Origin of the sequence: Mycolicibacter heraklionensis, assembly GCF_001021505.1 — a bacterium.
Lineage (GTDB): Bacteria > Actinomycetota > Actinomycetes > Mycobacteriales > Mycobacteriaceae > Mycobacterium > Mycobacterium heraklionense.
Genome location: NZ_LDPO01000023.1, coordinates 1 through 25,416 on the forward strand (window position 1 = coordinate 1; position 25,416 = coordinate 25,416).

The 25,416-nt window shown below is 69.2% G+C and carries 22 protein-coding genes and 1 rRNA gene; 8 read left to right on the forward strand and 15 right to left on the reverse strand.

Annotation, left to right across the window (positions count from 1 at the left end):
- From ABW16_RS20120 to ABW16_RS20130, 3 genes are all read right to left on the reverse strand, one after another.
- A 16S ribosomal RNA gene (locus ABW16_RS20120) occupies positions 1-74 on the reverse strand; the annotation flags it as partial.
- 402 nt (positions 75-476) lie between these two features.
- Positions 477-1,745: a tyrosine--tRNA ligase gene (tyrS, locus tag ABW16_RS20125; RefSeq protein WP_047320969.1), complete on the reverse strand. Its 1,269-nt coding sequence runs from the start codon at positions 1,743-1,745 to the stop codon at positions 477-479.
- A gap of 17 nt (positions 1,746-1,762) precedes the next feature.
- On the reverse strand, positions 1,763-2,374 hold the full coding sequence (locus ABW16_RS20130; RefSeq protein ID WP_047320970.1) for a DNA-3-methyladenine glycosylase: 612 nt from the start codon (positions 2,372-2,374) through the stop codon (positions 1,763-1,765).
- A gap of 69 nt (positions 2,375-2,443) precedes the next feature.
- Between ABW16_RS20130 and ABW16_RS20135 the strand changes: the two genes are divergently transcribed.
- The 3 genes from ABW16_RS20135 to ABW16_RS20145 are packed head-to-tail and all read left to right on the forward strand — an operon-like array spanning position 2,444 to position 4,586.
- Positions 2,444-3,202 carry an ABC transporter ATP-binding protein gene (locus ABW16_RS20135; RefSeq protein WP_047320971.1) on the forward strand — a complete coding sequence of 253 codons (759 nt, stop codon included), beginning with the start codon at positions 2,444-2,446 and terminating at the stop codon, positions 3,200-3,202.
- Positions 3,136-3,966, forward strand: a complete 831-nt coding sequence (locus tag ABW16_RS20140; RefSeq protein ID WP_047320972.1) for an ABC transporter permease — start codon at positions 3,136-3,138, stop codon at positions 3,964-3,966. The genes ABW16_RS20135 and ABW16_RS20140 overlap by 67 nt, the downstream gene beginning before the upstream one ends.
- The gene (locus tag ABW16_RS20145; RefSeq protein ID WP_047320973.1) at positions 3,966-4,586 is read left to right on the forward strand and encodes a TetR/AcrR family transcriptional regulator; all 621 of its coding nucleotides are present in this window, start codon (positions 3,966-3,968) and stop codon (positions 4,584-4,586) included. The genes ABW16_RS20140 and ABW16_RS20145 overlap by 1 nt, the downstream gene beginning before the upstream one ends.
- Here the strand turns inward: ABW16_RS20145 and ABW16_RS20150 are convergent.
- Positions 4,552-4,776, reverse strand: coding sequence for a Trm112 family protein (locus tag ABW16_RS20150; protein WP_047320974.1), 225 nt, complete (start codon positions 4,774-4,776; stop codon positions 4,552-4,554). The two genes, ABW16_RS20145 and ABW16_RS20150, sit on opposite strands and share 35 nt — an antisense overlap.
- Complete coding sequence (locus ABW16_RS20155; RefSeq protein ID WP_109519693.1) at positions 4,773-7,802, reverse strand: acyl-CoA synthetase; 3,030 nt, start codon at positions 7,800-7,802, stop codon at positions 4,773-4,775. The genes ABW16_RS20150 and ABW16_RS20155 overlap by 4 nt, the downstream gene beginning before the upstream one ends.
- Positions 7,803-7,872: 70 nt before the next feature.
- Between ABW16_RS20155 and ABW16_RS20160 the strand changes: the two genes are divergently transcribed.
- Positions 7,873-9,654 (forward strand): ABC-F family ATP-binding cassette domain-containing protein, encoded by a 1,782-nt coding sequence (locus ABW16_RS20160; RefSeq protein ID WP_047320976.1) that lies wholly within the window; start codon positions 7,873-7,875, stop codon positions 9,652-9,654.
- A 3-nt stretch (positions 9,655-9,657) separates the two neighbouring features.
- Here ABW16_RS20160 and ABW16_RS20165 read toward each other — a convergent pair whose 3' ends face one another.
- The gene (locus ABW16_RS20165) at positions 9,658-10,311 is read right to left on the reverse strand and encodes a M15 family metallopeptidase (RefSeq protein ID WP_052957021.1); all 654 of its coding nucleotides are present in this window, start codon (positions 10,309-10,311) and stop codon (positions 9,658-9,660) included.
- Between the two features lie 126 nt (positions 10,312-10,437).
- Here ABW16_RS20165 and ABW16_RS20170 point away from each other — a divergent pair, with 126 nt between their 5' ends.
- Genes ABW16_RS20170 through ABW16_RS20180 form a run of 3 tightly spaced genes read left to right on the forward strand, consistent with a single transcriptional unit; the run spans position 10,438 to position 13,361 of the window.
- On the forward strand, positions 10,438-11,205 hold the full coding sequence (locus ABW16_RS20170) for a siderophore-interacting protein (RefSeq protein ID WP_047320978.1): 768 nt from the start codon (positions 10,438-10,440) through the stop codon (positions 11,203-11,205).
- A 10-nt stretch (positions 11,206-11,215) separates the two neighbouring features.
- Positions 11,216-12,721, forward strand: a complete 1,506-nt coding sequence (locus ABW16_RS20175; protein WP_047320979.1) for a PPE domain-containing protein — start codon at positions 11,216-11,218, stop codon at positions 12,719-12,721.
- A complete protein-coding gene (locus ABW16_RS20180; RefSeq protein ID WP_047320980.1) occupies positions 12,699-13,361 on the forward strand; it encodes a biliverdin-producing heme oxygenase in 663 nt (220 codons plus the stop codon). Before ABW16_RS20175 ends, ABW16_RS20180 begins: the two co-directional genes overlap by 23 nt.
- Positions 13,362-13,422: 61 nt before the next feature.
- Here ABW16_RS20180 and ABW16_RS27895 read toward each other — a convergent pair whose 3' ends face one another.
- Positions 13,423-16,029 carry a PGRS repeat-containing protein gene (locus ABW16_RS27895; RefSeq protein ID WP_052957022.1) on the reverse strand — a complete coding sequence of 869 codons (2,607 nt, stop codon included), beginning with the start codon at positions 16,027-16,029 and terminating at the stop codon, positions 13,423-13,425.
- 148 nt (positions 16,030-16,177) lie between these two features.
- Here ABW16_RS27895 and ABW16_RS24000 point away from each other — a divergent pair, with 148 nt between their 5' ends.
- Positions 16,178-16,861, forward strand: a complete 684-nt coding sequence (locus tag ABW16_RS24000; protein WP_268768050.1) for a helix-turn-helix domain-containing protein — start codon at positions 16,178-16,180, stop codon at positions 16,859-16,861.
- Here ABW16_RS24000 and argH read toward each other — a convergent pair.
- The 8 genes from argH to argC all read right to left on the reverse strand — a co-directional run bounded on the left by argH (position 16,858) and on the right by argC (position 25,298).
- Entirely contained in the window at positions 16,858-18,270 is a 1,413-nt protein-coding gene (gene argH, locus ABW16_RS20195; RefSeq protein ID WP_047320981.1) for an argininosuccinate lyase, read from the reverse strand. The genes ABW16_RS24000 and argH overlap by 4 nt on opposite strands.
- Before the next feature lie 85 nt (positions 18,271-18,355).
- Positions 18,356-19,552, reverse strand: a complete 1,197-nt coding sequence (locus tag ABW16_RS20200) for an argininosuccinate synthase (protein WP_047320982.1) — start codon at positions 19,550-19,552, stop codon at positions 18,356-18,358.
- A gap of 33 nt (positions 19,553-19,585) precedes the next feature.
- Positions 19,586-20,074 carry an arginine repressor gene (locus tag ABW16_RS20205; RefSeq protein WP_047320983.1) on the reverse strand — a complete coding sequence of 163 codons (489 nt, stop codon included), beginning with the start codon at positions 20,072-20,074 and terminating at the stop codon, positions 19,586-19,588.
- Positions 20,071-20,997, reverse strand: coding sequence for an ornithine carbamoyltransferase (gene argF, locus ABW16_RS20210; RefSeq protein ID WP_047320984.1), 927 nt, complete (start codon positions 20,995-20,997; stop codon positions 20,071-20,073). The genes ABW16_RS20205 and argF overlap by 4 nt, the downstream gene beginning before the upstream one ends.
- A complete protein-coding gene (locus tag ABW16_RS20215; RefSeq protein WP_047320985.1) occupies positions 20,994-22,169 on the reverse strand; it encodes an acetylornithine transaminase in 1,176 nt (391 codons plus the stop codon). The genes argF and ABW16_RS20215 overlap by 4 nt, the downstream gene beginning before the upstream one ends.
- Positions 22,166-23,044, reverse strand: coding sequence for an acetylglutamate kinase (argB, locus tag ABW16_RS20220; RefSeq protein WP_047320986.1), 879 nt, complete (start codon positions 23,042-23,044; stop codon positions 22,166-22,168). The genes ABW16_RS20215 and argB overlap by 4 nt, the downstream gene beginning before the upstream one ends.
- A complete protein-coding gene (argJ, locus tag ABW16_RS20225; protein ID WP_047320987.1) occupies positions 23,041-24,243 on the reverse strand; it encodes a bifunctional glutamate N-acetyltransferase/amino-acid acetyltransferase ArgJ in 1,203 nt (400 codons plus the stop codon). The genes argB and argJ overlap by 4 nt, the downstream gene beginning before the upstream one ends.
- Positions 24,240-25,298: an N-acetyl-gamma-glutamyl-phosphate reductase gene (argC, locus tag ABW16_RS20230; protein WP_047320988.1), complete on the reverse strand. Its 1,059-nt coding sequence runs from the start codon at positions 25,296-25,298 to the stop codon at positions 24,240-24,242. Before argC ends, argJ begins: the two co-directional genes overlap by 4 nt.
- Between the last annotated feature and the right edge of the window lie 118 nt (positions 25,299-25,416).

Sequence of the window (25,416 nt, forward strand, 5' to 3'; positions counted from 1 at the left end):
CCTTTCCGTTCGACTTGCATGTGTTAAGCACGCCGCCAGCGTTCGTCCTGAGCCAGGATCAAACTCTCCAAACAAAAACCAATTTGGAAACAATCCCAAAACATCAGTTCCGAAAAACCGACAAAAACAACACCACACCCCCAACACGGGGCGCCAGAGGCATGGCAAAAACAACAACAAACAAAAACCACCAAACACACTATTGAGTTCTCAAACAACACGCCCATCTGAACGCGCAGACAACCCGCGGCTAAAAGCCGCGTATTGGCAGTGCGGGCAGATGAAAACCCCCGGAATCGCATCTGAATCTCTGTCGATTCCGCGGGCTTGTCGCGCTCCCCCGGCTTGGCCGTGTCGCGGCGACGTCGATAAAGTTACGCGAGGTGAAACTGGGAGTCAAATCCGCTGCTAGCAGGCCCTTTTCAAGCGATTCAAGATCAACTCGCACAGCCCACCGGCCTGCCTCCCGGCCTGGTCTAGACCCGTTCGACCCCCGCCACGTTGCGCTTGCCGCGGCGCAGCACCAGCCACCGGCCGTGCAGGAAATGCTCCGGCTGCGGCGTCCATTCCTCGCTGTCGACGCGGACGTTGTTCACTGAGACGCCGCCCTCACCGATAGTGCGCCGGGCCGCGCCCCGACTCGCCGACAGACCGGTCGCGACCAACAGGTCGACAATTCCGTCGGCAGCTCCGGGCTCCAACTGCGCCACCGAGGTCTCCCGTAGTGCCGCGGTCAGGGTGGACTCGTCCAAGCGGGTCAGCTCACCGCGGCCGAACAGCGCCTGGCTGGCCAACTCGACCGCCTCGGTGGCTGCTTCCCCATGCACCAGCGTGGTGAACTCCCGGGCCAACGTGCGCTGGGCGGCACGCTCGTGCGGGCGCTCCGCCGTCGCCTCCTCCAGCGCGGCCAGCTCCTCGGCCGACAGGAAGGTGAACCAGCGCAGGTAGCGGATCACGTCGGCGTCGGCGGTGTTGAAGAAGTACTGGTACCAGGCGTACGGGCTGGTCATCTCCGGATCCAGCCACAGGCTGCCGCCTCCGGTGGACTTGCCGAACTTGGTGCCGTCGGCGGCGGTGACCAGGGGCACGGTCAACGCGTGCACGGTCGCGCCCAGTTTCTGGCGAACCAGCCGGACCCCGGCGATGATGTTGCCCCACTGATCCGAGCCGCCGATCTGCAGCGAACAGCCGTACCGCTGATACAGCTGCACGTAGTCGTTCGCCTGCAACAGCATGTAGCTGAACTCGGTGTAGGAGATGCCCTCCTCGAGTCGGCGCCGGATGGTGTCGCGGTCCAGCATCACGTTGACCGAGAAGTGTTTGCCCACGTCACGCAGGAATTCCACCGCCGACAGCGGCGCGGTCCAGTCCAGGTTGTTCACCACCACCGCGCCGGTCGGGCCGTCGTCGAAGTCGACGAACCGCTCCAGCTGACCGCGGATCCGCTCGGACCACTCGGCCACGGTGTCGGCGGTGTTCAGGGTGCGTTCGCCGCTGTCCCGGGGGTCGCCGATGAGCCCGGTGGCGCCGCCGGCCAGCACGATGGGCCGGTGTCCGGCCCGCTGGAATCGGCGCAACGCCAGCAGCGGCACCAGGTTTCCGGCGTGCAGGCTGGGCGCGGTCGGGTCGAATCCGGCGTACACCGTGATCGGCCCGTTCGTCACGTCGGCGGTCAGGGCGTCCAGGTCAGTCGACTGGGCGATCAGCCCGCGCCAGGTCAGCTCGTCGAGAATCGTCGTCGGCATGGGTCGATTTTCCCGGATCAGTCCGAGGCGCCCGGCGCCGGTGCCCGCGGGCTGCGTCGGTAGACCGAAACCTCGGGCGTCCCGGGCGCCCACAGCCGCCATGGCCGGTCGGCGGCCTGGCTGACGCCCACCCGCGGTCCGGTCAGCGCCGTGAGCGGCCCGCCGAGCCGCAGCCGCACCGGACTGCACGGGTCGAACAAGTCGATCCCGTTGTCTTCCATAGTGATTCCCAACGCGGAACACAGATTCCCCGGACCGCGAGCCAAGGCCACGCCCGGCACGGCGTCGCCGCGGCGAACCCGCGCCAGCGACTCCCCCTCGTCCACCACCGCGGCCCGCAGCAGCACCGCGGCGGCCGTCCCGTCCGGGCCGCAGACCACATTGGCGCAGATGTGCATGCCGTAGCTGCGGTAGGTGTAAAGATGCCCGGGCGGGCCGAACATCACCGTGTTGCGCGCGGTGGGACCGCGGTAGGAATGCGCCGCCGGGTCGGGCCACGGCCCGTCGGGCACACCGCCGTAGGCCTCCACTTCGACGATGGTGGCATTGACGCCGCGACAGGTGAGGGTGGCGCCGAGCAACCGCCGGGCAGCCGCGAGCGGGTCGACGGCAAGCCCGGCAGCACTCACGCTGGAGATTCTGCCGTGAGTCCCCGACCGCCCTTGACAGGGCGTCGTACCGGGCAGAGTATTCATCACATGATGATTTCATCGCGTGATGAATTCTCGGGTTCGGGTCCGGCCGTCGCGATCGATCATCTGCGGGTGGTGCGGGGCAAAAGGCCGGTACTGCACGATCTCTCCGTGCAGATCGCCCCGGGCACCATCACCGGCCTGCTCGGGCCATCTGGCTGCGGAAAGACCACGCTGATGCGCTGCATCGTGGGCACTCAACTCATCACCGCCGGCCGGGTCGAGGTGCTGGGCAGCCCGGCCGGCTCCCCCGTGCTGCGCCATCGGGTCGGCTACATGCCGCAGCGGGCCACGATCTACGACGACCTGCGGGTGATCGACAACGTGCGGTACTTCGCCGCACTCGCCGGGGTCGACGCCCGCGACGCGGACGACGCGATCGAATCGGTGGACCTGCAGAAGCACCGCGGCGACTACTGCGCCAACCTGTCCGGTGGGCAGCGCGCCCGCGTCTCGCTGGCCTGCGCATTGGTCGGCCGGCCGGACCTGCTGGTGCTCGACGAGCCGACGATCGGCCTGGACCCGGTGCTGCGCGCCGAGCTCTGGCAGCAGTTCGCGGCGCTGGCCCGGCGCGGCGCCACGTTGCTGGTGTCCAGTCATGTGATGGACGAGGCCGAGCACTGCGGCGATCTGCTGCTGATGCGCGAGGGCTGGCTGCTGGCGCGCACCACCCCGAGGCGACTGCGAGAGGAGACCGGATGTCGAGCGATGGAGGAAGCGTTCCTGTCCATCATCCGGCGCACCACCGCGCCCCGAGCCGGCTGACCGGATTACTGCAGTTGCGGCCCTTCGTGGCCACGACACTGCGAATCCTGCGCCAGCTCGCCGGTGACCGGCGCAGTGTCGCGATGATCCTGCTGGTGCCCAGCCTGGTCATCACGCTGATGTACTTCATGTTCGCCCAAGCCGCGCACCCGCCGGGAACGCCGTCGCCATTCAATGCGGCGTGCCTGGTCATGCTGGGCCTGTTTCCGCTGTTCTTGATGTTCGTCATCACCGCAATCACCATGCAGCGCGAACGCGCCTCGGGAACCCTGGAGCGCATCTTGACCACCCCGCTGCGCCGGGGCGACCTGCTCGCCGCCTACGGAACGGCGTTCTCGGTCGCCGCGGCCGCCCAGGCCAGTCTGGCGTGTGTTGTCGCGTTCTGGCTGCTCGGTTTCCACACCGTGGGCAGCCCGGCCTGGGTGTTCGCGATCGCGATCATCAACGCGGTGCTCGGTGTCGGGCTGGGCCTGCTGTGCAGTGCGTTCGCCCGCACCGAATTTCAGGCCGTGCAGTTCATTCCGCTGGTGATGGTGCCGCAACTGTTGCTGGCCGGGATCATCGTGCCGCGCGCGGCGATGCCCGGGTGGCTGCAGTGGTTGAGCAACGCGATGCCGGCCAGCTATGCACTCGAAGCACTGCAGCAGGTGGGCGCCCACCCGGAACTGACCGGTGTCGCGGTGCGCGACATCGTCATCGTGCTGGCGTTCGCAGTCGCGGCACTGGGACTGGCCGCGGTCACGCTACGGCGACGGACGCCGTGATGGCCGCGGCGCCGCACAGCCGTAAACCGGGTCGCCCGTCGGGTGCCTCCGACACCCGCGACAGGATCCTGGCTGCGGCCCGAGAGCTATTCGCCCGCAACGGTTTCGCGAACACCTCCATCCGGGCGGTGGCCGCTCAAGCGGGCGTCGACGCGGCGCTGGTGCACCACTACCACGGCACCAAGCAACAGCTGTTCGCCGCCGCGGTCGCGCTGCCGATCGATCCGATGGTGGTGCTGGGGCCGCTGCGGGAGACACCGGTCGAGCAACTCGGGCGCACCCTGCCCGAACTGCTGCTGCCACTGTGGGATTCGCAGGCCGGCACCGGTCTGATCGCGGCAATGCGGTCGATGCTCACCGGGACCGAGGTGCCGCTGGCCCGATCGTTCTTTCGCGACATCGTGATCGCCGAACTCTCCCCGCGCATCGACGAACCGGCCGGAACCGGAGTACTGCGGGCCGAGTTCGCCGCAAGCCAGTTGATGGGCGTCGTGGTAGCCCGCTACATCGTCGGGCTGGAGCCGATCGCCTCGTTACCGGCGCAGGAGGTCGTGGCGATGATCGCCCCCACCCTGCAGCGTTATCTCACCGGGGATCTGCCGGGCCCGCTTGGGCAATGAGCAGGGCGTGCTCGTCGTCGCCGACGTCCTCGGCCTCGTCGACCAGCAGCACCGGAATGCCGTCGTCGATGCGGTAGGCCCGGTGCAGGCGCGGGTTGTAGAGCACCTGGGCGCCGGAACGCTCCACCGCCATCAGCGGGCCGCGGTCGGCCGGGCAGACCAGGATGTCCAACAGGTCGTGGGCGATCATCGCCGGCCACCGGCCAGTTCGGCACGCACCGCGGCCGTCAGCCGCTTGAACTGTCGACTGGTGGCATCGAAGTACCAGGCGTTGCGTCCGGCCTTGGGCATTCCGGCCTCGCGCAGCGCGCCCACGACCGGGCGGTACACCGTGCTCAGCTGCAGGTCCGGCACCACGTGGATGACGTCAGGACCGACGCCGGAGGGAAGAGCTGCCACCGCCTCGCTGAGGTCGGCGGCGGTGATGGTGGCGCCCGGCTGCACCGTCACCGCCGACACCACAAGGTCCGCCCCCTCGGTCGGCACCCGATAGGTCACCGCCAGGTCGACGCCGGTGACGGCACCGAGCGCATCGGTGATGACCACCGGGAACGCGATGCCCCGGTCGGTACGGACGCTGGACGCGCGGCCGCCGACCAGCCAATAGTCACCGTCGGCGTCGCGCCGGAACAAGAACTCCGTGGAGATCCAGGTGTCGGCCGGCGCGAACACCCCCCGCTTGACCGAGGCCGACGGGTCGATCGGTCCGCGGGGTTTGGCCAGCAGCACACCGACTTCGTCGGTCTCGGCGACCCGCACGAAACCCCGGTCGTCCTCGAGGATCAGGTCGTGGTCGCAGTCGTAGGCGGCCAGCTCCACATCCACCGCACCGGGCAGCGGGCGTCCCTTGCTGCCGACCTTGGCGCCGGACACGTTGGCCAGCACGGCCTGACCGTCCTTGGTGGCGAAGAACTCGACGACGTGGGCCGGCGCGAACGCCTCGGTGACCCGGTTCCACAGGCCGACGGGCATACCGGAACCGATGAACAGCCGGACCGGGTGGTTGCCCTGCAAGACGAAGTTCGGGTCGTCGATGACCTCGCCCAGCATCGCCCAGGTGTAGGACACCACGCTGACGCCGTACTGGCGAATTTCGGCGACGAACCGGTCCGGGTTCAGGCCACGTGACAGCGCGATGCGGGCGCCGCCGACCACCGCACCGCCGAGACTGACCAGCAGCCCGGATTCGTGGTGCAGCGGCGTGAGGCAGTACACCGTGTCGCCTGCGCCCAGGGCCGCCGTCGACGCGGTGCCGAACGCCGAGAGCGCCCAGCGGAAGTTGGTGATCTGCTTGGCCACCAGCTCGCCGGCCGCGTTGCCGAAAGCCACGAATGCCAGGTCGCGGGCGAAGCCCGGGTTCGGCCGGTACCAGCCGGGCAGTTCGACGGCATCCGGGTCGATCTGCTCCATGTCGACGACGTCGATGTCGGTGGGCAGGTCCAGGTCGCGGGCTTCACCACCGCCGAGCACCAGCACCTGGCAGTCCAGTTCGCGGGCGGCCGCGCCGGCCAGCTCGAGAGTGTCCGGGTCGACGATGATGTCGGAGATGCCGCCCAGACGAGCCGCGGGCAGCAGGTCCCCGTCGGTGGGCATCAGCACGGCCACCGCGCCCAGCCGGGACAACGCCGCGATCGCGACCAGGGCGCTGGGCCGGGTGGCCATCAGCACGCCGACGTGGACGCCTTGGCGCACCCCGACGTCGATCAGGCCGCGGACGACGTTGTCGATGCGCTTGTTGACCGCCTCGTAGGTGTGTACCCGACCGTCGAACAACAGGAATTCGCCGTTGGGTGAGTCGGCGGCCTGCTCATCGATGATGCGGCCCAGCGAGATTCGGGTGTGGTCGTTGATCTGTCCCAGCCGGGCCAGCCGGGGCAGCGTGCGGGCGGTCTCAACCGCCATGGTGCGCACCGATTTCTGCGCCGCCACCATGGCGTCCGCGGCGCCGCGCGCCAGTGTCAGCGCGACCTCGGAGGCCTCCCCCAGCCCGTGCGCGATCCGTGACGTCATCGCGACGCCGCGCTTGGCGCCCTCGGATGGCTGCGCGGACATCAGTGCCACTCCTGGTGGCTGCGGGCCCATCCCGGACTGCCACAGCACCCAGCGCGCCACGGTCGGCCAGGTCAGCTCGGCGGCCTTGGAGCCCACCACCAGACCGAAGTGGCCCGCCCGCAGCAGATATTCGAAGACCTTGGCATCCGGCGCGGCGCGGCGGATCCCGCGGACGGCCGCCGGCTGGCCGATGTCATCGACCTCGCCGACGAATGCCAGCACCGGGCAGGTGATGTCGGCGAGCGTGACCAGTTGACCGTTGATGGCGAAACCACCGGTCATCATCCGGTTGTGGGCGATGAACTGCTTGAGCAGCTCGGAGATCGCCGGACCCGACCAGGCGATCCAGCCCTCGGACTCCAGGAACCGCCGCTGCGCCTCGCGGGGCAGCAGGGCCTCCCGGTCGTGCAGCTGACGCAGGAAGTCCATCCGCGCCTTCGCCGTCTTGAGCGGGTCCATCATCTGAAAGCCGACACGCGCCTGCCATCCCGAGATGTCCAGCCGGTTGAAGACGTGGTCGGCCATGAAACCGGCGACACCGGAAGCCAGGTTGGGCGGCAGGCCCATCGGCAGCGCGGCCAGGGTGTCCACCGGCGAACCGAACGCGATGATGCTGGCGATGTTCTTCGAATGCCGGTATGCCCCGGTCTGATAGGCGAACATGCCGCCCTGGGAGTAGCCGGCCAGGTGCACGTCGCGCCCGGTGGTCTCGGCGACGGTGTCGATGGCCTGGCTCAGGCCGACGATGTGGTCGGCCAGATTGCGGCGCATGCCGCCTTCGATCTGGTCCGGTGAACCGAAGTCGATCACCCACGGGTCCACCCCGGCGTCGTGCAGAATGCCGACCGCGCCCTCATCGTGTGTGACGTCCCACATGTTTGCCGACATCATCATCGGGTGCACCAGCAGCACCGGCGGTCCGGGCTGCGGTTGCCCCGGCCGGTTGTCCGGCGGGAAGTACCGCCGCAGCTTGTACATCGGGGTGCTCTCGACGATCTGGAACGGTGACGGCACCGTTCCGGTCTCCAGGCCGCCCCAGCGCAGCACCTCCAGGCCGTTCTGTGCGGTGGCCATCAGCCACTCGACCGGCCGGGTAATGGCCGACAAGTTCAGATCCACCGCAGCTCCCCTACTTCGCGCTCGATCCTGGAATGACGTGCACATTCTGGCACATCAGCACCGTAGGTCCGGCTGGTTCACCATTCGGCGAGGGGCAGGCAGTACCGTTCCTGCAGTGGCACACCTGCTCGGAGCCGAGGCCCTTCACCTGCGGTACGCCACCGGTGTGGTGTTGGACTCAGTCACCCTCGGGGTGAACGATGGCGCCCGGATCGGGATCGTCGGCCGCAACGGGGACGGAAAATCGTCGCTGCTGCGCCTGCTGGCCGGCGCCGCGACCCCGGATTCGGGCCGCGTCACCCGGCGCAGCGGTCTGCGAGTCGGGTTGCTGGACCAGGCCGACACCCTCGACCCGGACAGCACGTTGGAGGCGTCTTTGGTCGGTGAGCAAGCCGACCACGAATGGGCGTCCGACCCACGGATCCGTGACGTGGTCGAGGGCTTGGTCTCCGACATCTCGTGGGACGCAACCATCTCCGAGCTGTCCGGCGGACAGCGCCGACGAGTGCAGTTGGCGGCGTTGCTGATCGGCGAGTGGGATGTGATCTGCCTCGACGAGCCGACCAACCACCTCGACGTGGAGGGGATCACCTGGCTGGCCCGGCATCTTCAGCAGCGCTGGGCCCGCAACAGCGGCGGTCTGCTGGTGGTCACCCACGACCGGTGGTTTCTCGACGAAGTGGCCACCACCACCTGGGAGGTGCACGACGGAGCCGTCGCACCCTTTGAAGGCGGCTACGCGGCTTACGTCCTGCAGCGGGTGGAGCGCGATCGGATGGCCGCGGCCAGTGAGGCCAGGCGGCAGAACCTGTTACGCAAAGAGTTGGCCTGGCTGCGACGTGGGGCACCGGCCCGCACGTCCAAGCCGAAGTTCCGCATCGAGGCGGCCAACGCACTGATCGCCGACGTCCCGCCGCTGCGCAACGACGTCGAGCTGATGAAGCTGGCGACCGCGCGGCTGGGCAAGGACGTCATCGACCTGCTCGATGTGTCGGTGACTTTCGACGGCAAATCGGTGCTGCGCGACGTCGAATGGCGGATCGGCCCCGGTGAGCGCACCGGGATCGTCGGCGCCAACGGTGCTGGGAAATCCACCCTGCTCGGTCTGATCGCCGGCACGGTGGTGCCGGACAGCGGCCGGGTCAAGCGCGGCAAAACGGTGCGACTGGGCATGTTGGACCAGCAGTCGGCGGAGTTGGCGACGCTCGCGCAAGACCGGGTGGCCGACGTGCTGGGCCGGCTGCGCAACGACTATCAGGTCGACGGCAAGGAGATGACGCCCGCGCAGCTGTTGGAGCGGCTCGGGTTCGGCAGCGCTCAGCTGTCGGCGCGGGTGGGCGAGCTCTCCGGCGGGCAGCAGCGGCGGCTGCAGTTGATGCTCACCTTGCTCGCCGAGCCGAACGTGCTGGTGCTCGACGAGCCCACCAACGACGTCGACACCGACATGCTGACCGCGACCGAGGACCTATTGGACTCCTGGCCGGGCACCTTGATCGTGGTCTCCCATGACCGGTATCTGCTGGAGCGGGTGACCGACAACCAATACGCGATCCTGGACGGGCAACTGCGCCACCTGCCGGGCGGTGTCGACGAATACCTACAGCTGGCCGCCGACGCCCGTCGCGCACCGGTGTCGCGGCCCGTGGCCGCGGCCGCCGATGCCCCCGGGCCGCTGTCCGGAGCGGAACTGCGTGCGGCACAGAAGGATCTGGCCGCCGTCGATCGCCGGCTGGCCCGGCTGGCCGAGCAGATCGAGGCCAAACATCACCAGCTGGCCGACTACGACCAGTCCGATCATGTGGGCCTGGCGGAGCTCACCCGGGAGCTGCGGGCACTCGAGGCCGAGGTGGCCGAGCAGGAGGGCCGTTGGTTGGAGCTCTCGGAGCTCGTGGAATAGGCGTCAGCGCCGCTCAAAATGCTGGTAGTCCACCGGCGACTTCCAGTTGCCGCCCCAACGCCACCCGGCGTCGGTGAAGACGCGGACTGCGGCGTCACCGGCATGCAGCAGGCCCGGCTCGATCCGACGGCGGTCCAGGTACACCTTCGCGTTGCGCGGCTCGAATTTTCCGTGGTCGACCGACGGATTCAGCAGCGGGTTGACGTCGATGGCACGGCCATAGGCGTGTAGCGCCCAGTTGCCGGAGCCCGGGATGCGCCGGCAGTTGAACGCCGAGGTGTTGTTGTCCTCCATCGACAGCTCGTCGTCGCCGCCCCGGTAGTGGGCCACCGGTTGCATCCGCTCGATCGGGAACTCCAGCCGGTAGAGCCGCTCGAATACAGCGATGACCTGCCCGACCAGCTCCTGGTGCACGATCAGTTCGCCGCGGTGCGGCCGGTCGTCGAAGCCGAGGTGGGTCAGCGTGACGCGCCGCAGCTGCGCGGGGGTAACCGGGCAGTCGGGGTGCCAGGTCGGGCCGAGTTCGGCGGCGGTGACGCCGGTGACGGTGGCGGGTTCGGGAGCGACATTCCGCGGCGAGGGTGCTGCCGATGTGGGTGCCGGCGGTGCGCCACCGGTGCACTGCGGCAGCAGCCCGCAGAGCGCGATCGCCGCCATCAGGCGCCACGCGGTCGAGATCGTTCGGCTGCCGTTGATCCATTCACGCTAGCGCAGCGCCAGATCTGCTACTGTCGCCGCTTAGGTAAGGCATACCTAATCTTATTCGACTTACGGGAGACCGCCGTGGCACCGCTCCTCGACTCGTTACCGCTCGTCAGCACCCTGCGCGACGCCCTGTTTCTGTCCGCAACCGTCGGGGAGATCGAACAGCTGACGCCGACGATGCGCCGCATCCGTTTCACCGGTCCGCGCCTGCGGGGCCTGACCTGGACACCGGGCCAGCATGTCCGTCTGCAGGTCGCCGGTCTGCTCGATTCCGTGCTGCGGCTGCATCCCCACGACGCACTGCGCAGCTATTCCATCTACGACGCCGATCCCGATGCCGGAACGCTCGACATCGTGATGTGCCAACACGGCTACGACCAAGACTCCGTAACGCCTGCCCGGCGATGGGCGGCGGCAGTGGCCCTCGGGGACCACGTCGATTTCACCCGGCCGCAGGGCAACTTCGTCGTCCGCCGCGACGCTGCCTACCACGTGTTCGCCGGGGAGGAGACGGCGTCGGTCGCGTTCGCCGCGATGCTGCGGTCGCTGCGGCCCGACGCGAAGGTCTACGGCGTCATCGAGGCGGCCACCGAGGCCGACCACCTTCCCCTCACCCGGCCGGTGACCCACGTCGAGCGCGGTGACGCCTCGGCCGCGAACTCCGCCGTCCTCGCTGACGCCCTGCGCGCCCTCGACCTGCCCGACCATCCCGGCGTCGCTTACCTCGCCGGTGAGGCCCGCACCATCCAGACTCTCCGAAAAATCCTGATCACCGAACGTGGCTGGGATCGACGCCGCATCCGTACCAAACCTTTCTGGACGCCCGGCCGTACCGGCATGGAGTGAGCCCGCGATCATGACCACACCCATTTGGATGGCGTTGCCCCCTGAGGTGCACTCCACCCTGCTCAGCAGCGGGCTGGGTGCCGGGTCACTGCTGGCAGCTGCCGATGCCTGGACCGCACTGAGCAGCGAATACACCACGGCTGCAGCCGAACTCACGACAATCCTGGGCGCGGTGCAGGCCGGGACGTGGGAGGGCCAGGGCGCGGCACGCTACCTTGCCGCACACGCGCCCTACCTGACCTGGCTGATGCAGGCCGGTGCGAACAGCGCCAGCGCGGCCGCCCAGCTCCAGACTGCGGCCGGCTCCTACACCGCGGCTCTGGCAGCCATGCCGACCGTGGCCGAGCTGGCCGCCAACCGCGCGACGTTGGGCGTCTTGGTGGCGACGAATTTCTTCGGTGTCAACGCGATCCCGATCGCGGTCACCGAGGCGGACTACATCCGGATGTGGCTGCAGGCCGCGACGACCATGAGCGTGTATCAGGCCGTCTCCGCGGCGACCGTGGCATCAACACCGCAGACGGCGCCGGCACCGTCTGTCCTCGAGCCGGGTGTCGGTGAGGCGGGGTCCGCCGCCTTCACCGACCCCATCGAGGAATGGCTGTCGTGGTCCGAGCACTTCAGCAGCATGTACCGCATGCTCAAACAGGTACTTGCCGATCCGCTCGGCACCCTGATTCAGGTCATCATGGATTTTGCGGCCGACCCGGCGGCGGCCGTCGCCACCTGGATGCCGTTGTTCTACCTCTTCGCCTACGCGGCAACCTTCGGCGTGATGGGAACGCCGATCTACGCCGCCATCATGGCGCCGGCAGCAGGATCGTCGGCGATCCCGATCGCATTGGGATTGTCCGGGCTCGCCTACCTGGCCCAGGTACCCCCCTTGGAGCTACCGCCCGTGGTCACGCCCCAGAACCTGCCGGCTGCGGTCATGGTTCCGACTCCCCCGGCGTCTGCGCTGTCCACTCCTCCCGCGCCGGCTCCGGCGCCCGCAAGCATGGCCACCGCACCGGCACCGCCGGTGCCGAATCCGCCTCCGGCTACCGGCGCCCCACCGCTGTACTACGCGGTTGCCGGCGGCGGCCCCGGCGTGGGCTTCGGCCCACCGATGCAGCAGCGGGCCGCGGAGGCCTCACGCCGTTCGAGGAGCGCGAGTGAAGCCGTAGACGCAGCGGCAGTGGCTGGGTCCGGCAGAAAATCCAGGACTCGCAGACGCCGCGGCGCCGAGGTCAAAGCCCGTGGCTATCGCTACGAGTTCATCACGATGGACGACGAGACGCCCGCTGCGCCTGTCCCGGTGCACCAGGCGCGGGTCAGTGCCTCGGGCGGCGGCACGATCGGATCGACCGGGGCTACGGCGAAGTCTGGACTGGCGGACCCGGCCGGACTCACTACGCTGGCGGAAGATGCATTCGGCAACGGGGCCACCACCCCGATGATGCCGGGAAGCTGGACCAGCCAACGCACCCGCGAAGAAGGGAACGGATCACAGCATGCCGCTGAAGGCCCCGGTTGAACCCGATGCCGTCCGATCACTGTCCACCGCAATGCGGGAAGGATCGCAAGCGGCACACGACGCTGCCGAGGCCTCGCCGTTTGTGTCAGAACTGATGAGCGGCAAGGTCAACGAACAGGGCTACGTCGACTACCTGTTGCGGTTGCGGAGGGTCTACGCCGCACTGGAGGCCGCGGTGCGGGCGCGACGTGACGACGCACTCGTCGCGTCGGTGTACGACCCTGCGCTGGAACGGCTGTCGGCGATCGAAGCCGACCTGCAGTTCTGGGCCGGGGGCCCCGTCGCGGATGTCGATTCACCCGCCGCGCAGGCCTATTGCGACCGGATTGCGGTCGCCTCGAACAGCGACTTGCTGGCCCACCACTACACGCGCTACCTCGGGGATCTCTCCGGCGGCCAGGCGATCGGACGCGTGCTGGACCGCACGTTCGAGCTCGGCGGCGCCGGCCTGTCGTTCTACGAGTTCCCGGTGCGGGCGAAACCGTACAAGGACGCCTACCGTGCCCGTCTCGACGGGCTCGGCCTGGCGCCCGACGAAATCGCTCGCGTGGTCGATGAGGTCAGGCTCGCGTTCGGCCTGAACCAGGACTTGTTCGACGAGCTGGCCGCGAACCTGGCGTCCTATTACCGCGAATCCTGAGTCCATCGGGGGGCCGGCGGTCTACGTCACCGGCCCCACCGGCACGGAGTAGCCCACCGAGTCAGGGGCTGTTGGTGCCCACTGTGCCGGGACTACCGGGGGTGCCGTCGGCGCCGCCGTCACCGCCGTCACCCCCGTTGCCGCCGACGCCCGGCACGTTGCTCACGCCACCGGAGCCGCCGTTACCGCCGGCCCCGCCGACACCGGAGCCGTGGACGCCGGGCGTCCCTCCGTCTCCGCCATCGCCGCCGTTACCGCCGGCGGAGACTCCGTTGGTGAGCACGGTGCCGGTGACGGCTCTCACCGTGCCGCTGCCGCCGCTCCCACCGTCACCACCGACGGCACCGCCGGGGCCGTAGCCACCGGAGTCGCCGCCGGCACCGCCGGTCGCGGCGCCATTGAGGACCTGTGATCCCGGATTGTTGGTGCTCAGCTCGGCCGCACCGCCGTACCCGCCGAAAGCGCCGTCGGTGCCCACGCCACCGTCACCCGCGGTGGCAATGCCGGTCACTAATCCGTCGCCGAGCGCGGACGACACCTGCAGCTTGGCGGTGCCTCCATCGCCGCCGACGCCACCGGCGGTGCCCAGCCCGCCGTCGCCCCCGAGGGCGGTGCCGGCTGCGTAGCCGGCGCTGACGCTGGCGGAGTTGATCTGGCCCAAGGCGCCGTTACCGCCCACGCTGCCGACGCCGATTCCGGCGCCGCCGTTGCCACCGACAGCGGTGCCGTCGGCGTAGTTCTGTTGTCCCCTGGAGGTGATGTTGCCGTCTCCGCCGGTTCCGCCCCGGCCACCACCACTGCCGGCGCCGCCGTCGCCTCCGGTGGCCGAGCCGAAGGTCTTGGCGTCCGGTCTCTCCGCGTGGATCTCAGCCGCGCCGCCGTTACCGCCGCCGCTGCCGGCGCCGACGCCGGCGCCGCCGTCACCGCCGGCCGCGGTGGCGTATGCCGAGCCCTCCACGCCGTCGATCAGACCGCCGCCTCCGTTACCGCCCGTGCCGCCTGCGTTGCCCGCACCACCGTCCCCGCCGGTCGCGATGCCGCCGGAAGTGCCGCCGAGCTCTGCCTGGATGACTGCGCTGCCGCCGTTGCCGCCGGCACCGTTGCCGAAGGCAGCGCCTCCCGCCCCGCCGGTCGCGATGGTGTCGGCATCGCCGGCGAGGCTGCCCGTACCGTCGGCAGCGATCATCGCGTCGCCCCCGGTACCGCCGTCACCGCCGGCCGCGCTAGCCGACCCGTTACCGCCGTTGCCACCGGCACCGCCGACCGCCGTGCCGGCAGCCGTCCCGCCACCGGTGCCGTAGACGGCGGCACCACCGAGACCGCCGGTCGCCGTACTCCCCGTGACAGCGAGGTAGCCGGCACCGGCACCACCGTCGCCGCCCGTCCCACCATTGCCGCCGACGCCACCCGTCAAGGTGCTCAACCCGCCGGTGCCACCGGTACCGCCCGTGCCGCCGGACTGGCCGTGCTGTATGCCGAGCAGATCGGTGATCAGGCCGGAACCGTTCGCGCCGTTGCCACCGTTTCCGGCGTTTCCGGCGACCAGGCCGTTGCCGCCGTCGCCACCGTCGCCACCGTTGCCCGCACTGGCGTTGGTGCCCCCGCCACCGACCCCGTTGCCGCCATTGCCGCCGTCGCCGCCGTTGCTCACGGCGCCGTTACTGCCGTGGCTGCCGTGGTGGCCGAACGCGCTACCGGTACCGCCGGTGCCGCCGGTGCCGACCGTGGTTCCCCCGTTGCCGCCGTTACCGCCGTCACCACCGTCGTATCGCGCGAGGGCGGCGTTCCCGTCGGCGCCGGCGCCGCCGCGACCACCGTTCCCGCTGTTTCCGCCGGGACCGCCGTTGCCGCCGCTGGCAAGGATGCCCGCGGCATTACCGCCAGCACCGCCCGTACCACCGGCGCCGCCGACACCCCCATTGCCGCCGGCACCGTTGTTGACAGCCCAATCCCCCGCAGCGCCGGCTGCGCCGACCCCGCCGGCACCACCGAGACCGCCGTCGCCGGCGATGCCGAATAGCCAGCCGGGGGCATCACCACCGACACCACCCGCACCGCCCGCACCGCCGGCGATCCCCTCACCGCCCGCACCGCCGACGCCGCCATAGCCGGCTATCGTGCCGCCGAAACCACCCGCGCCACCGACTGCGCCGATGCCGCCATCACCTCCGGCACCACCATTGCCGATCCAGCCCAGCGCATTCCCACCATTACCACCGGCCATGCCGTCAGCAGCGCCGCTGAAACCGGCCCCGCCGTCACCGAACCACAATCCACTATCGCCACCATCGGGATGCTCCAGCGTTCCCGCAACCCCATCACCGATCAGGAACTGCCCGAACACCTGATTGACGAAACCGTCGGCCTGCTCCCCGAAGGAACTATTGATCCACAGCTCCAAACCCGTGTGCAACGGCTGGTAAATCAGCTGATCGAACAGCGAAGTCATGTCCCAGATGCCGTAATCGACCGCAGCTCCAGGATCGGCTACCGCTGACAGGGCCAGCGGATCGAACAGGTCGGCAACCCAGTCCAGCTCATCGGCCTGGGCCACGGGCGCAGGCAACGGCGCCAGCCCGAACGCCAGGAAGGCGCTTGCCGTACTCGCAGCGCCGATGGCACGCCGTCCCACTTTGATCGGCTTGCGGCCGCCGTACCCAGCTCCCATTTGGGAACACCTCCCCCATGCCGATTCAGCTGACACTGAATAGACTGAGATAATCCTGAAGGTTGGAACAAGACGTCGTTCCACTGATCGGAACAGCCCCGCCGCCGATAGGCCCCATCACTGGGTCGAGCGGACTATATTTTCTTTCGTGTCGGCGCCAGACACCAGGCCATCACGGGTCAGTACCGACCCGTCGAGACGTGGTGTCTTGGAAGCTGGGTTCCAACTGATCGACGCGGTAGCCGGGGTTTCTGAGGGACTCTGTATCACGGAGCTGGCCCGTGCGACGGACCTACCGAAGACAACCGCGCACCGGCTGGCTCGACAGTTGGTCGAGGTCGGCGCGCTGGAGCGGATCGGCGACCGTTACATCGTCGGAGACAGCGTGTTGCGGTGGGGCAAAGTCCGGCCCAGCGCCGGCCGACTGTATACGGCCGCGTATTTGCCGGTGCGGCGGCTGGGGCAGCTCAGCGGCGCATTGACCGGCGTGATCGAGGATTCGCCCGACGGCCCGAACGTGGTGGTGCACTACTCGCGTGATGGAGTCCCCTTCACCGTCGATCCGTCGTCGACGCAATGGCACCACACCGCCGTCGCTCGGCTTTTCGCCCTCGGCATCGGCAAAAGCGGCATGGTGGCCTACGATCGCGGCGACGTGATGCCGGGGCTGAGTTGCGTAGCAGTGAGTCTGCGCCTGAAGGACCACATTCCCGCAGCTGTGGCGGCGCTGTACTTCCGGCCGGACCTGCCGCCCGCAGCCGCGTCCATGGCTATCGCCACGGCACGAACCATCCAGCGCAACTGGGCGCTGCCCCAGCCGGCCAGCGCCTAGCTGTTCGCCCAGTGACGTTGGAGCGCCACGCGTTCGGCAAGGCCGGCAAGCTGATCGGCAACCCGGTCCGGCGCGGTCCCGCCACGGGCGTCGCGGGATGCCACCGAGCCTTCGACGGTGAGCACCTCCCGCACTTGCGGTGTGAGGTCCGGGCTGATGGCGGCCAGTTCGTCGTCGGTGAGCTCATCCAGACCGACACCACGCTGCTCGGCGACTTTGACCGCCGCACCGGCCGCCTCGTGTGCGATGCGGAACGGAACACCTTGGCGCACCAGCCATTCGGCGATGTCAGTGGCCAGGGTGTAGCCGGCCGGTGCCAGCGCGGCCATCCGCTCGGTGTCGAAGCGCAAGGTGCCGACCAGCCCGGCCATCGCCGGCAGCAGCAGCTCGAGTTGCGCCGCCGAGTCGAACACCGGCTCCTTGTCCTCCTGCAGGTCCCGGTTGTAGGCCAGCGGCTGGGCTTTGAGCGTTGCCAGCAGGCCGGTCAGGTTGCCGATCAGCCGGCCGGACTTGCCGCGGGCCAGCTCGGCGATGTCGGGGTTCTTCTTCTGCGGCATGATCGAGCTGCCGGTCGACCAGGAGTCGTGCAGGACGGCGTAGCCGAATTCCGTTGAGCTCCACAAGATGATGTCTTCGGCCAGCCGCGACAGGTCGACCCCGATCATGGCGAACACGAACGCGGCCTCGGCCGCGAAGTCGCGCGCGGCAGTGGCGTCGATCGAATTATCGGCAGCCGCGGCAAAGCCGAGTTCGGCGGCAATAGCGTCCGGGTTGAGGCCCAGTGACGACCCGGCCAGCGCGCCGGACCCGTACGGCGAGACCGCGGCGCGGGCGTCGAAGTCGATGATCCGGTCCACGTCGCGCAGCAGCGGGTGGGCGTGGGCCAGCAGGTGATGGGCCAGCAGCACCGGTTGCGCGGACTGCAGGTGCGTCTTGCCCGGCATGATCGCGCTCGGGTGGGCGGCGGCCTGCTGTGCCAGCGCGCCGACCACGTCGAGCACCCCGGCGGCGACGCGACGGACCGCGTCGCGCAGCCACATCCGAAACAGCGTGGCCACCTGGTCGTTTCGCGATCGCCCGGCGCGCAGCCGGCCGCCCAGATCCGCGCCGACTCGGTCGATCAGGCCGCGCTCCAGCGCGCCGTGGACGTCTTCGTCGGTGACCAGCGGTCCGAAGCTGCCGTCGGCGACGTCTTCGCCGAGGCTGTCCAGGCCGGCCAGCAGCCCGTCACGCTGCTCGTCGGTGAGCAGCCCGGCGCTGTGCAGCACCTTCGCGTGCGCCTTGGACGCGGCCACGTCGTAAGGAGCCAGCACCCAGTCGAAGTGGGTGGATTTGCTCAGCGCCGCCAACGCGTCGGACGGACCTTCGGCGAACCGTCCGCCCCACAGGGATCCCTCGTTGGTGCTCATGGCATCCCTCCGAGCGCGAGCGTGCGTAAACCCGGCGACACGCTCGGCGAGTCGCCCGGGGACACGCACGCTCGCGGGAAAGGCGTCACCCCAGGTCCCGGCGGGCGGAGATCTTGGAGCTCAACCCGTGGATCTGAACGAAGCCGCGAGCCGCGGTCTGGTCGAAGGTGTCGCCCTCGTCGTAGGTGGCCAGGTTGAAGTCATACAGCGACTCCGCGCTGCGCCGGCCGTTGATGATGATGCTGCCGCCGTGCAGCACCAGCCGGATATCCCCCGACACGTGCTGCTGGGTGTCCTCGACGAACACCTCCAGCGACCGCTTGAGCGGGCTGAACCACAGTCCGTCATAGGTGAGCTCGCCCCACTTGCGGTCCACACCGCGCTTGTAGCGGCCCAGCTCGCGCTCCAGGGTGACGTGCTCCAGCTCGGTGTGCGCGGTGATCAGCACCATCGCGCCGGGCGCCTCGTAGATCTCGCGGCTCTTGATGCCCACCAGCCGGTCCTCGACCACATCCAGGCGTCCCACACCCTGCGCGCCGGCGCGGGCGTTGAGCTCCTGGATGATCTGCAGCACGCTGAGCGGACGGCCGTCGATGGCCACCGGGCGGCCCTTGTCGAAGCTGATGATCAGCTCGTCGGGGGCGTTGAAGTTGACCGTCGGGTCCTCGGTGTAGTCGTAGACGTCCTTGGTCGGGGCGTTCCACAGGTCCTCCAGGAACCCGGTCTCCACCGCGCGGCCCCACACGTTCTGGTCGACGGAGAACGGCGAGCGCTTGGTGACGTTGATCGGGATGTCGTTCTGCTCGGCGAACGCGATGGCCTTCTCCCGGGTCCAGGCGTAGTCGCGGACCGGGGCGATGACGTTCAGTTCGGGGGCCAAGGAGGCGAAGCCGACCTCGAAGCGGACCTGGTCGTTGCCCTTGCCGGTGCAGCCGTGCGCGACGATGGTGCCGCCGTGGCTGCGCGCGGCCTCCACCAGATGCTTGACGATCAGCGGCCGGCTGATGGCCGAGACCAGCGGGTAGCGGTCCATGTAGAGCGCGTTGGCCTTGATGGTCGGCAGGCAGTACTCGTCGGCGAACTCGTTGCGGGCGTCGACCACGACGGCTTCCACCGCACCGCAGTCCAGGGCGCGCTGGCGCACCACCTCCATGTCCTCGCCGCCCTGGCCGAGGTCGATGGCGACGGCGACGACTTCGCGGCCGGTCTCCTTGCCGATCCAGCTGATCGCCACCGAAGTGTCCAGGCCGCCGGAATACGCCAGGATGACGCGTTCGGACATCGAGTTCTCCTTGCTTTGTGTTGCTTTTGGGTTTTATTGCAGGTCGTTGAGGGTGGCGGCGAGTTCGGCGCCGGTCATCGGCTCCCGGGCCGCCACGAAGATGGTGTCATCCCCGGCGATGGTGCCGACGACGTACGGTAGCGCGGCCCGATCAATGGCACTGGCCAGGTAGTCCGCCGCCCCGGGTGGGGTGCGCAGCACCGCGAGGTTTCCGGTGGCATCGGTGGACACCAGCAGCTCCCCCAGCAACCGGCACAACCGATCGGTGCCGCCGGACACTGCGCGCACCGGGCTGCCGTCCTCGGGCACCACGTACACCCCGGCACCCCCGTCGACGCCGCGCAGCTTCACCGCGCCCAGCTCTTCGAGGTCCCGCGACAGGGTGGCCTGGGTGACCTCGATGCCGTCCGCGGCCAGGATCGAGGCCAGCTCCGTCTGGCTGCGCACCGATGCCGAGGACAGCACCTCGACGATGCGGGCCTGGCGGCCCACTCGCGTGACGGTGCTCTCGGCTCGGCTCATCGTGACCGTTCCAACAACCACACCAACAGCGCCTTCTGCGCGTGCAGACGGTTCTCGGCTTCGTCCCAGACCGCGCTGCGCGGCCCGTCGATCACCGAGTCGGTGATCTCGTCGCCGCGGTGCGCCGGAAGACAGTGCAGCACCGTGACTTCCGGGTCGGCCAGCGCGACGAGTTCGTCGTTGATCTGGAACGGCCGAAACGGCGCCACCCGGTCCAGGCCGTCGTCCTCCTGGCCCATCGAGGTCCAGGTGTCGGTGACCAGTACATCGGCGCCCGCGGCGGCCTTGGCCGGGTCCACGGTGAGCGTGACCGAGGCCCCGGTGTCCGCGGCGCGCTGCTGCGCGGCGGCGACGACGGCGGGATCGGGCGTGAAGCCCTCCGGGGCGGCGACGGTGACGTGCACTCCGGCGGTGACGCCGCCGAGCATCAGCGAGTGCGCCATGTTGTTGGCGCCGTCACCGAGATACGTCAGCCGCAGACCCCTGAGGGCCCCCTTGCGCTCGGCGAGGGTCTGCAGGTCGGCCAGCACCTGACAGGGGTGGAACTCATCGGAGAGCGCGTTGACGATCGGCACCGTGGCGGTCGAGGCCATCGCGGTCAGCCGGTCCTGGGCGAACGTGCGCCACACGATGGCGTCGACGTAGCGCGACAGCACCCGTCCGGTGTCTTCCAAGGTTTCGTCGCGGCCCAGCTGGGTGGACCGGCCGTCGACGACCACGGCGTGCCCGCCGAGTTGGGCGATGCCGATCTCGAAGGAGAACCGGGTGCGGGTGGAGTTCTTGTCGAAGATCACCGCGACCCCGCGAGGGCCTTCCAGTGGCCGGTGGCTGAACGGCTGCGCTTTCAGTTCCGCTGCCAGGGAAAGGATCTCGGCCTGCTCGGCCGGGGTGACGTCGTCGTCGCGCAGGAAATGGCGGATCATTGTGCAGCCTCCTTCGCGGTGTCGAGGATGCCCGGCAGGGCGGTGATGAAGCTGCCGATCTGCTCTTCGGTGACGATCAACGGCGGCGCCAACCGGACCACGCCCGCCGCGGCGGCGTTGACCAGGAAGCCGGCCTCCCGAGCGGCCAGTTCGACGGCTTTGGCCTTCGGCGCGGTCAGCACCACGCCCTGCAGCAGACCCTTGCCGCGGACGTGGTCGACCAGCGGATGGCCCAGTTCCTCAATGCCGTGGCTCAGCGTCTTGCCGAGCGTGCCAGCCCGGGTGATCAGGTCGTCGTCGGCCAGCGTCCGCAGCACCGCCAGCGCGGCCGCGGTGCACACCGGGTTGCCGCCGAAAGTGCTGCCGTGCAGGCCCGGAGTCAACAGGTCGCCGGCCGCGCCGACCGCCAGGCAGGCGCCGATCGGCAGCCCACCGCCCAAGCCCTTGGCCAGCGTGATGACGTCCGGGGTGATGCCGTCGTGCTGGTGGGCGTAGAAGGCGCCGGTGCGCCCGATCCCGGTCTGGACCTCGTCGAGCACCAGCAGTGCGCCGTGGGCTGCGGTGATACCGCGGGCTTCGGCCAGGTAGCCGGCGGGCGGGGTGACGACACCGCCCTCCCCCATGATCGGCTCCAAGAAGACGGCAGCGGTACCCGAATCGACCGCCGCGGCAAGTGCTTTGGTGTCGCCGTAGGGGACGTGGGTGACGTCGCCGGGCAGGGGCTCGAACGGCTTCTGCTTGTCGGGCTGTCCGGTCAGCGCCAGCGATCCCATGGTCCGGCCGTGGAAGGCGCCCTGGGCGGCAACGATCTTCGTCTTGCCGGTGAGCCGGGTCATCTTGAAGGCGACTTCGTTGGCCTCGGTCCCGGAGTTGCAGAAGAACACCCGCGCCGGCGCGCCGAGATGATCGACCAGGCCCTCGGCCAGCGCGATGCCCGGCTCGGTCGCGTACAGGTTGGAGGTGTGGCCCAACGTGTTCAGCTGGGTGGTGACGGCCTCGATCACCGCCGGGTGCCGGTGGCCGAGCACGTTGACCGCGATACCGCCGAGCAGATCGACGTAGCCCTTACCGGAATCGTCGGTCACCACTGCGCCCTCGCCGCTGACCAGTGCCAGCGGCGGGGTGCCGTAGTTGTTCATCATCACCGCTTGCCAGCGATCTTGGAGGGTCACGCTTTCACCACCTTGGTTCCGGTGCCGGCGTGGGTGAACAGCTCCACCAGCACGCAATGTTCGACGCGGCCGTCGATGATGTGGGCGCTGGGCACCCCGCCGCGAACCGCACGCAGGCAGGCTTCGACTTTAGGGATCATGCCGGACTCCAGGCTCGGCAACAGTTGCTCCAGCGTCGCGGTGTCGATCTCGCTGACCAGCGAATCGGTGTTGGGCCAGTCCGTGTAGAGGCCGTCGACGTCGGTGAGCATCAGCAGCTTCTCCGCCTGCAGCGCTTCGGCCAGGGCGGCCGCAGCGGTGTCGGCGTTGATGTTGTGCACCACGCCGTCGGGGTCGGGCGCCAGCGTCGAGACCACCGGAATCCGTCCCGCGGCAATCAGATCCAGCACCGCGGCGGTGTTGACCTGATCGACGTCGCCGACCAGCCCGATATCGGTGGCGACCCCGTCGACGGTGACGCTGCGCCGCACCGCGGTGAACAGCGCCGCGTCCTCTCCGGTGATGCCGACCGCATACGGGCCGTGGGCGTTGATCAGGCCGACGAGTTCGCGGCCGACCTGACCGAACAGCACCATGCGCGCCACGTCGAGCACTTCCGGTGTGGTGACCCGGAATCCGCCCTTGAAGTCACCTTCGATGCCGAGCTTCTTGAGCATGGCGCTGATCTGCGGGCCGCCGCCGTGCACCACCACCGGGTGGATGCCGCAGTTGCGCAGGAAAGCCATGTCGGCAGCGAACGCGTGCTTGAGGGTGTCGTCGGTCATGGCGTTGCCGCCGTATTTGACGACGACGATCTTGCCGTGCAGCTGCTTGAGCCACGGCAGGGCCTCGGCCAGCACCTGGGCCTTGACGTGCGTGCTGAGTTGTTCGGTCATGAGCTATACGCGGAGTTCTCTTCGACGTAGGCGTGTGACAGGTCGGTGGTGCGCACCATGGCCTGCCCACTGCCGAGGTTGAGTTCCACGGTCACGTGGATGTCCGCCCCGGACAGGTCGACTTCCCGGGCACCCGGCATGGGCATGCCATCGTGAAAGACCGGGGAGCCGTTGAACGACACCGTGATCCGGTCCGGGTCGATGGTGAACGGCACCATCCCCACGGCGGCCAGCACCCGTCCCCAGTTGGGGTCCGAGCCGAACAGCGCGGTCTTGACCAGGCTGTCGCGGGCCACGATCCGGGCGGCGATCAGGGCGTCGTCGTCGCTGCCCGCGCCGCTGACGGTGATACTCACCCGCTTGGTGACGCCCTCGGCGTCGGCCTGAAGTTGGGCGCACAGGTCATCGCAGACGGCCAACACCGCGGCATCGAGGTCGTCCTGGCTGGGCGTGATCTCGCTGGCGCCCGACGACAGCAGCAGCACCGTGTCGTTGGTGGAGCAGCTCCCGTCGATGTCGAGCCGGTCGAACGTCACCGCGGTGGCCCGGCGCAGGGCGGTGTCCAGCGCCTGGGCGTCGACCTTGGCGTCGGTGGTCAGCACCACCAGCATGGTGGCCAGTGACGGCGCCAGCATGCCGGCGCCCTTGGCCATGCCACCCACGGTCCAGTCGCCCTTGTGGTGCAGCGCAACCTGTTTGGGGACGGTGTCGGTGGTCATGATGGCGCGGGCGGCTTCGTCGCCGCCCACCAGGCCGCCGGCCATGGCCTGCACCACCTCGGTGACACCGGCCAGCAGCTTGTCCATCGGCAGCCGGTCACCGATCAGACCGGTGGAACAGACCGCCACCTCGGCCGCCCCGGTCTCGGTGCCCCAGTCCGACAGCGCCGCCGCGACCGCTTCGGCCGTGCTGTGGGTGTCTTGGAAGCCGCCCGGGCCGGTGCATGCGTTGGCGCCGCCGGAGTTCAGGATCACCGCCCGCAGCCGGCCGGCCTTGAGCACCTGCCGGCTCCACAGGACCGGCGCGGCCTTGACCTGGTTGCTGGTGAACACGCCGGCCGCGGCGTAGTCCGGCCCTTCGTTGAACACCAGCGCCAGGTCCGGATTTCCGGAAACCTTGATGCCGGCGGCGATTCCGGCGGCCCGGAAGCCTCCGGGTGCGGTGACGCCCTGCTCCCGCAGCAGTTTCTGGTCGGTCATGGCGCCACTCCCACGGTCGAAAGCCCTTCGGTCTCCGGCCAGCCCAACGCCAGGTTCATCGCCTGGACGGCGGCACCGCCGGTGCCCTTGACCAGGTTGTCGATCGCGGCGATCGCGATAAACGTCGAGGCGTCCTCGTCGACGGCGACCGCGAGGTGGGCGGCGTTGCTGCCGATCACCGATCCGGTCTTGGGCAGCTGCCCCTGGGGCAGCAGGTGCACGAACGGCTCGTCGTGGTAGGCCTTTTCGTAGACCGCCCGCAGTTCGGACAGCGGCGCCGTGGTTTTCGCGGTGCAGGTGGCCAGGATGCCCCGCGACGCCGGGATCAGCACCGGGACGAAGGCGACGGTGACGTCGCGGTGGGTGACCGCCCGCAGTCCCTGGCCGATCTCCGGGGTGTGCCGGTGGGCGCCGCCGATGTTGTAGGCCCGCGCCGATCCGATCACCTCCGAGCCCAGCAGGTCGACCTTGGCGGCCTTGCCGGCGCCGGAGGTGCCGCTGACCGCGACCACGGTGACGTCGGGTTCCACCAGTCCGGCGGCGACGGCCGGGAACAGCGCCAGCAACGCCGCGGTCGGATAGCAGCCCGGCACCGCGATCCGCCGGGCGTTGATGAGTTTGTCGCGGCCGCCGGGCAGCTCCGGCAACCCGTACGGCCAAGTGCCGGCATGCGCCGAGCCGTAGAAGCGTTCCCAATCGGTTGGGTCGCCCAGCCGGAAGTCCGCTCCGCAGTCGACCACCAGGGTGTCGTCGTCGAGCTGCTCGGCCAGCACCGCCGAATGTCCGTGCGGCAGGCCCAGAAACACCACGTCGTGTCCGGCGAGGGTGTCGACCTCGGTCGGTTCGAGGACACGGTCGGCCAGCGGCACCAGATGCGGGTGTTGTTCGCCCAGGGTGCTGCCGGCGTTGCCGGCGGCCGTCAGCGCGCCGATGCTCAGCCGGCCGTCGGCGTAGGCGGGGTGTCCGAGCAGCAGCCGCAGGATCTCCCCGCCGGCGTAGCCGCTGGCCCCAGCCACCGCCACTTTGATCGCTTTGGTCACCGGGCGATTCTGCATGATTATGCGTCTATACGCAAACTAATTACGTTCACTTCCGCGAGAGTGCGTGTTTGCACCGCAACCTGCGGCGTGTCGCGTACAACCACGCACCGTCGCCGCCGGTGACTGACGGTAG

What these genes read in the sequence shown, in the direction of transcription:
- argC (WP_047320988.1), bottom strand. Translation starts at nt 25,298, where the DNA reads ATGCAGAATCGCCCGGTGACCAAAGCGATCAAAGTGGCGGTGGCTGGG.
- argF (WP_047320984.1), bottom strand. Translation starts at nt 20,997, where the DNA reads ATGATCCGCCATTTCCTGCGCGACGACGACGTCACCCCGGCCGAGCAG.
- ABW16_RS20135 (WP_047320971.1), top strand. Translation starts at nt 2,444, where the DNA reads ATGATGATTTCATCGCGTGATGAATTCTCGGGTTCGGGTCCGGCCGTC.
- ABW16_RS20145 (WP_047320973.1), top strand. Translation starts at nt 3,966, where the DNA reads ATGGCCGCGGCGCCGCACAGCCGTAAACCGGGTCGCCCGTCGGGTGCC.
- argH (WP_047320981.1), bottom strand. Translation starts at nt 18,270, where the DNA reads ATGAGCACCAACGAGGGATCCCTGTGGGGCGGACGGTTCGCCGAAGGT.
- ABW16_RS20200 (WP_047320982.1), bottom strand. Translation starts at nt 19,552, where the DNA reads ATGTCCGAACGCGTCATCCTGGCGTATTCCGGCGGCCTGGACACTTCG.
- tyrS (WP_047320969.1), bottom strand. Translation starts at nt 1,745, where the DNA reads ATGCCGACGACGATTCTCGACGAGCTGACCTGGCGCGGGCTGATCGCC.
- ABW16_RS27895 (WP_052957022.1), bottom strand. Translation starts at nt 16,029, where the DNA reads ATGGGAGCTGGGTACGGCGGCCGCAAGCCGATCAAAGTGGGACGGCGT.
- ABW16_RS20165 (WP_052957021.1), bottom strand. Translation starts at nt 10,311, where the DNA reads ATGGCGGCGATCGCGCTCTGCGGGCTGCTGCCGCAGTGCACCGGTGGC.
- argJ (WP_047320987.1), bottom strand. Translation starts at nt 24,243, where the DNA reads ATGACCGACCAGAAACTGCTGCGGGAGCAGGGCGTCACCGCACCCGGA.
- ABW16_RS20150 (WP_047320974.1), bottom strand. Translation starts at nt 4,776, where the DNA reads ATGATCGCCCACGACCTGTTGGACATCCTGGTCTGCCCGGCCGACCGC.
- ABW16_RS20155 (WP_109519693.1), bottom strand. Translation starts at nt 7,802, where the DNA reads ATGTGCACGTCATTCCAGGATCGAGCGCGAAGTAGGGGAGCTGCGGTG.
- ABW16_RS20175 (WP_047320979.1), top strand. Translation starts at nt 11,216, where the DNA reads ATGACCACACCCATTTGGATGGCGTTGCCCCCTGAGGTGCACTCCACC.
- argB (WP_047320986.1), bottom strand. Translation starts at nt 23,044, where the DNA reads ATGACCGAACAACTCAGCACGCACGTCAAGGCCCAGGTGCTGGCCGAG.
- ABW16_RS20180 (WP_047320980.1), top strand. Translation starts at nt 12,699, where the DNA reads ATGCCGCTGAAGGCCCCGGTTGAACCCGATGCCGTCCGATCACTGTCC.
- ABW16_RS20140 (WP_047320972.1), top strand. Translation starts at nt 3,136, where the DNA reads ATGTCGAGCGATGGAGGAAGCGTTCCTGTCCATCATCCGGCGCACCAC.
- ABW16_RS20205 (WP_047320983.1), bottom strand. Translation starts at nt 20,074, where the DNA reads ATGAGCCGAGCCGAGAGCACCGTCACGCGAGTGGGCCGCCAGGCCCGC.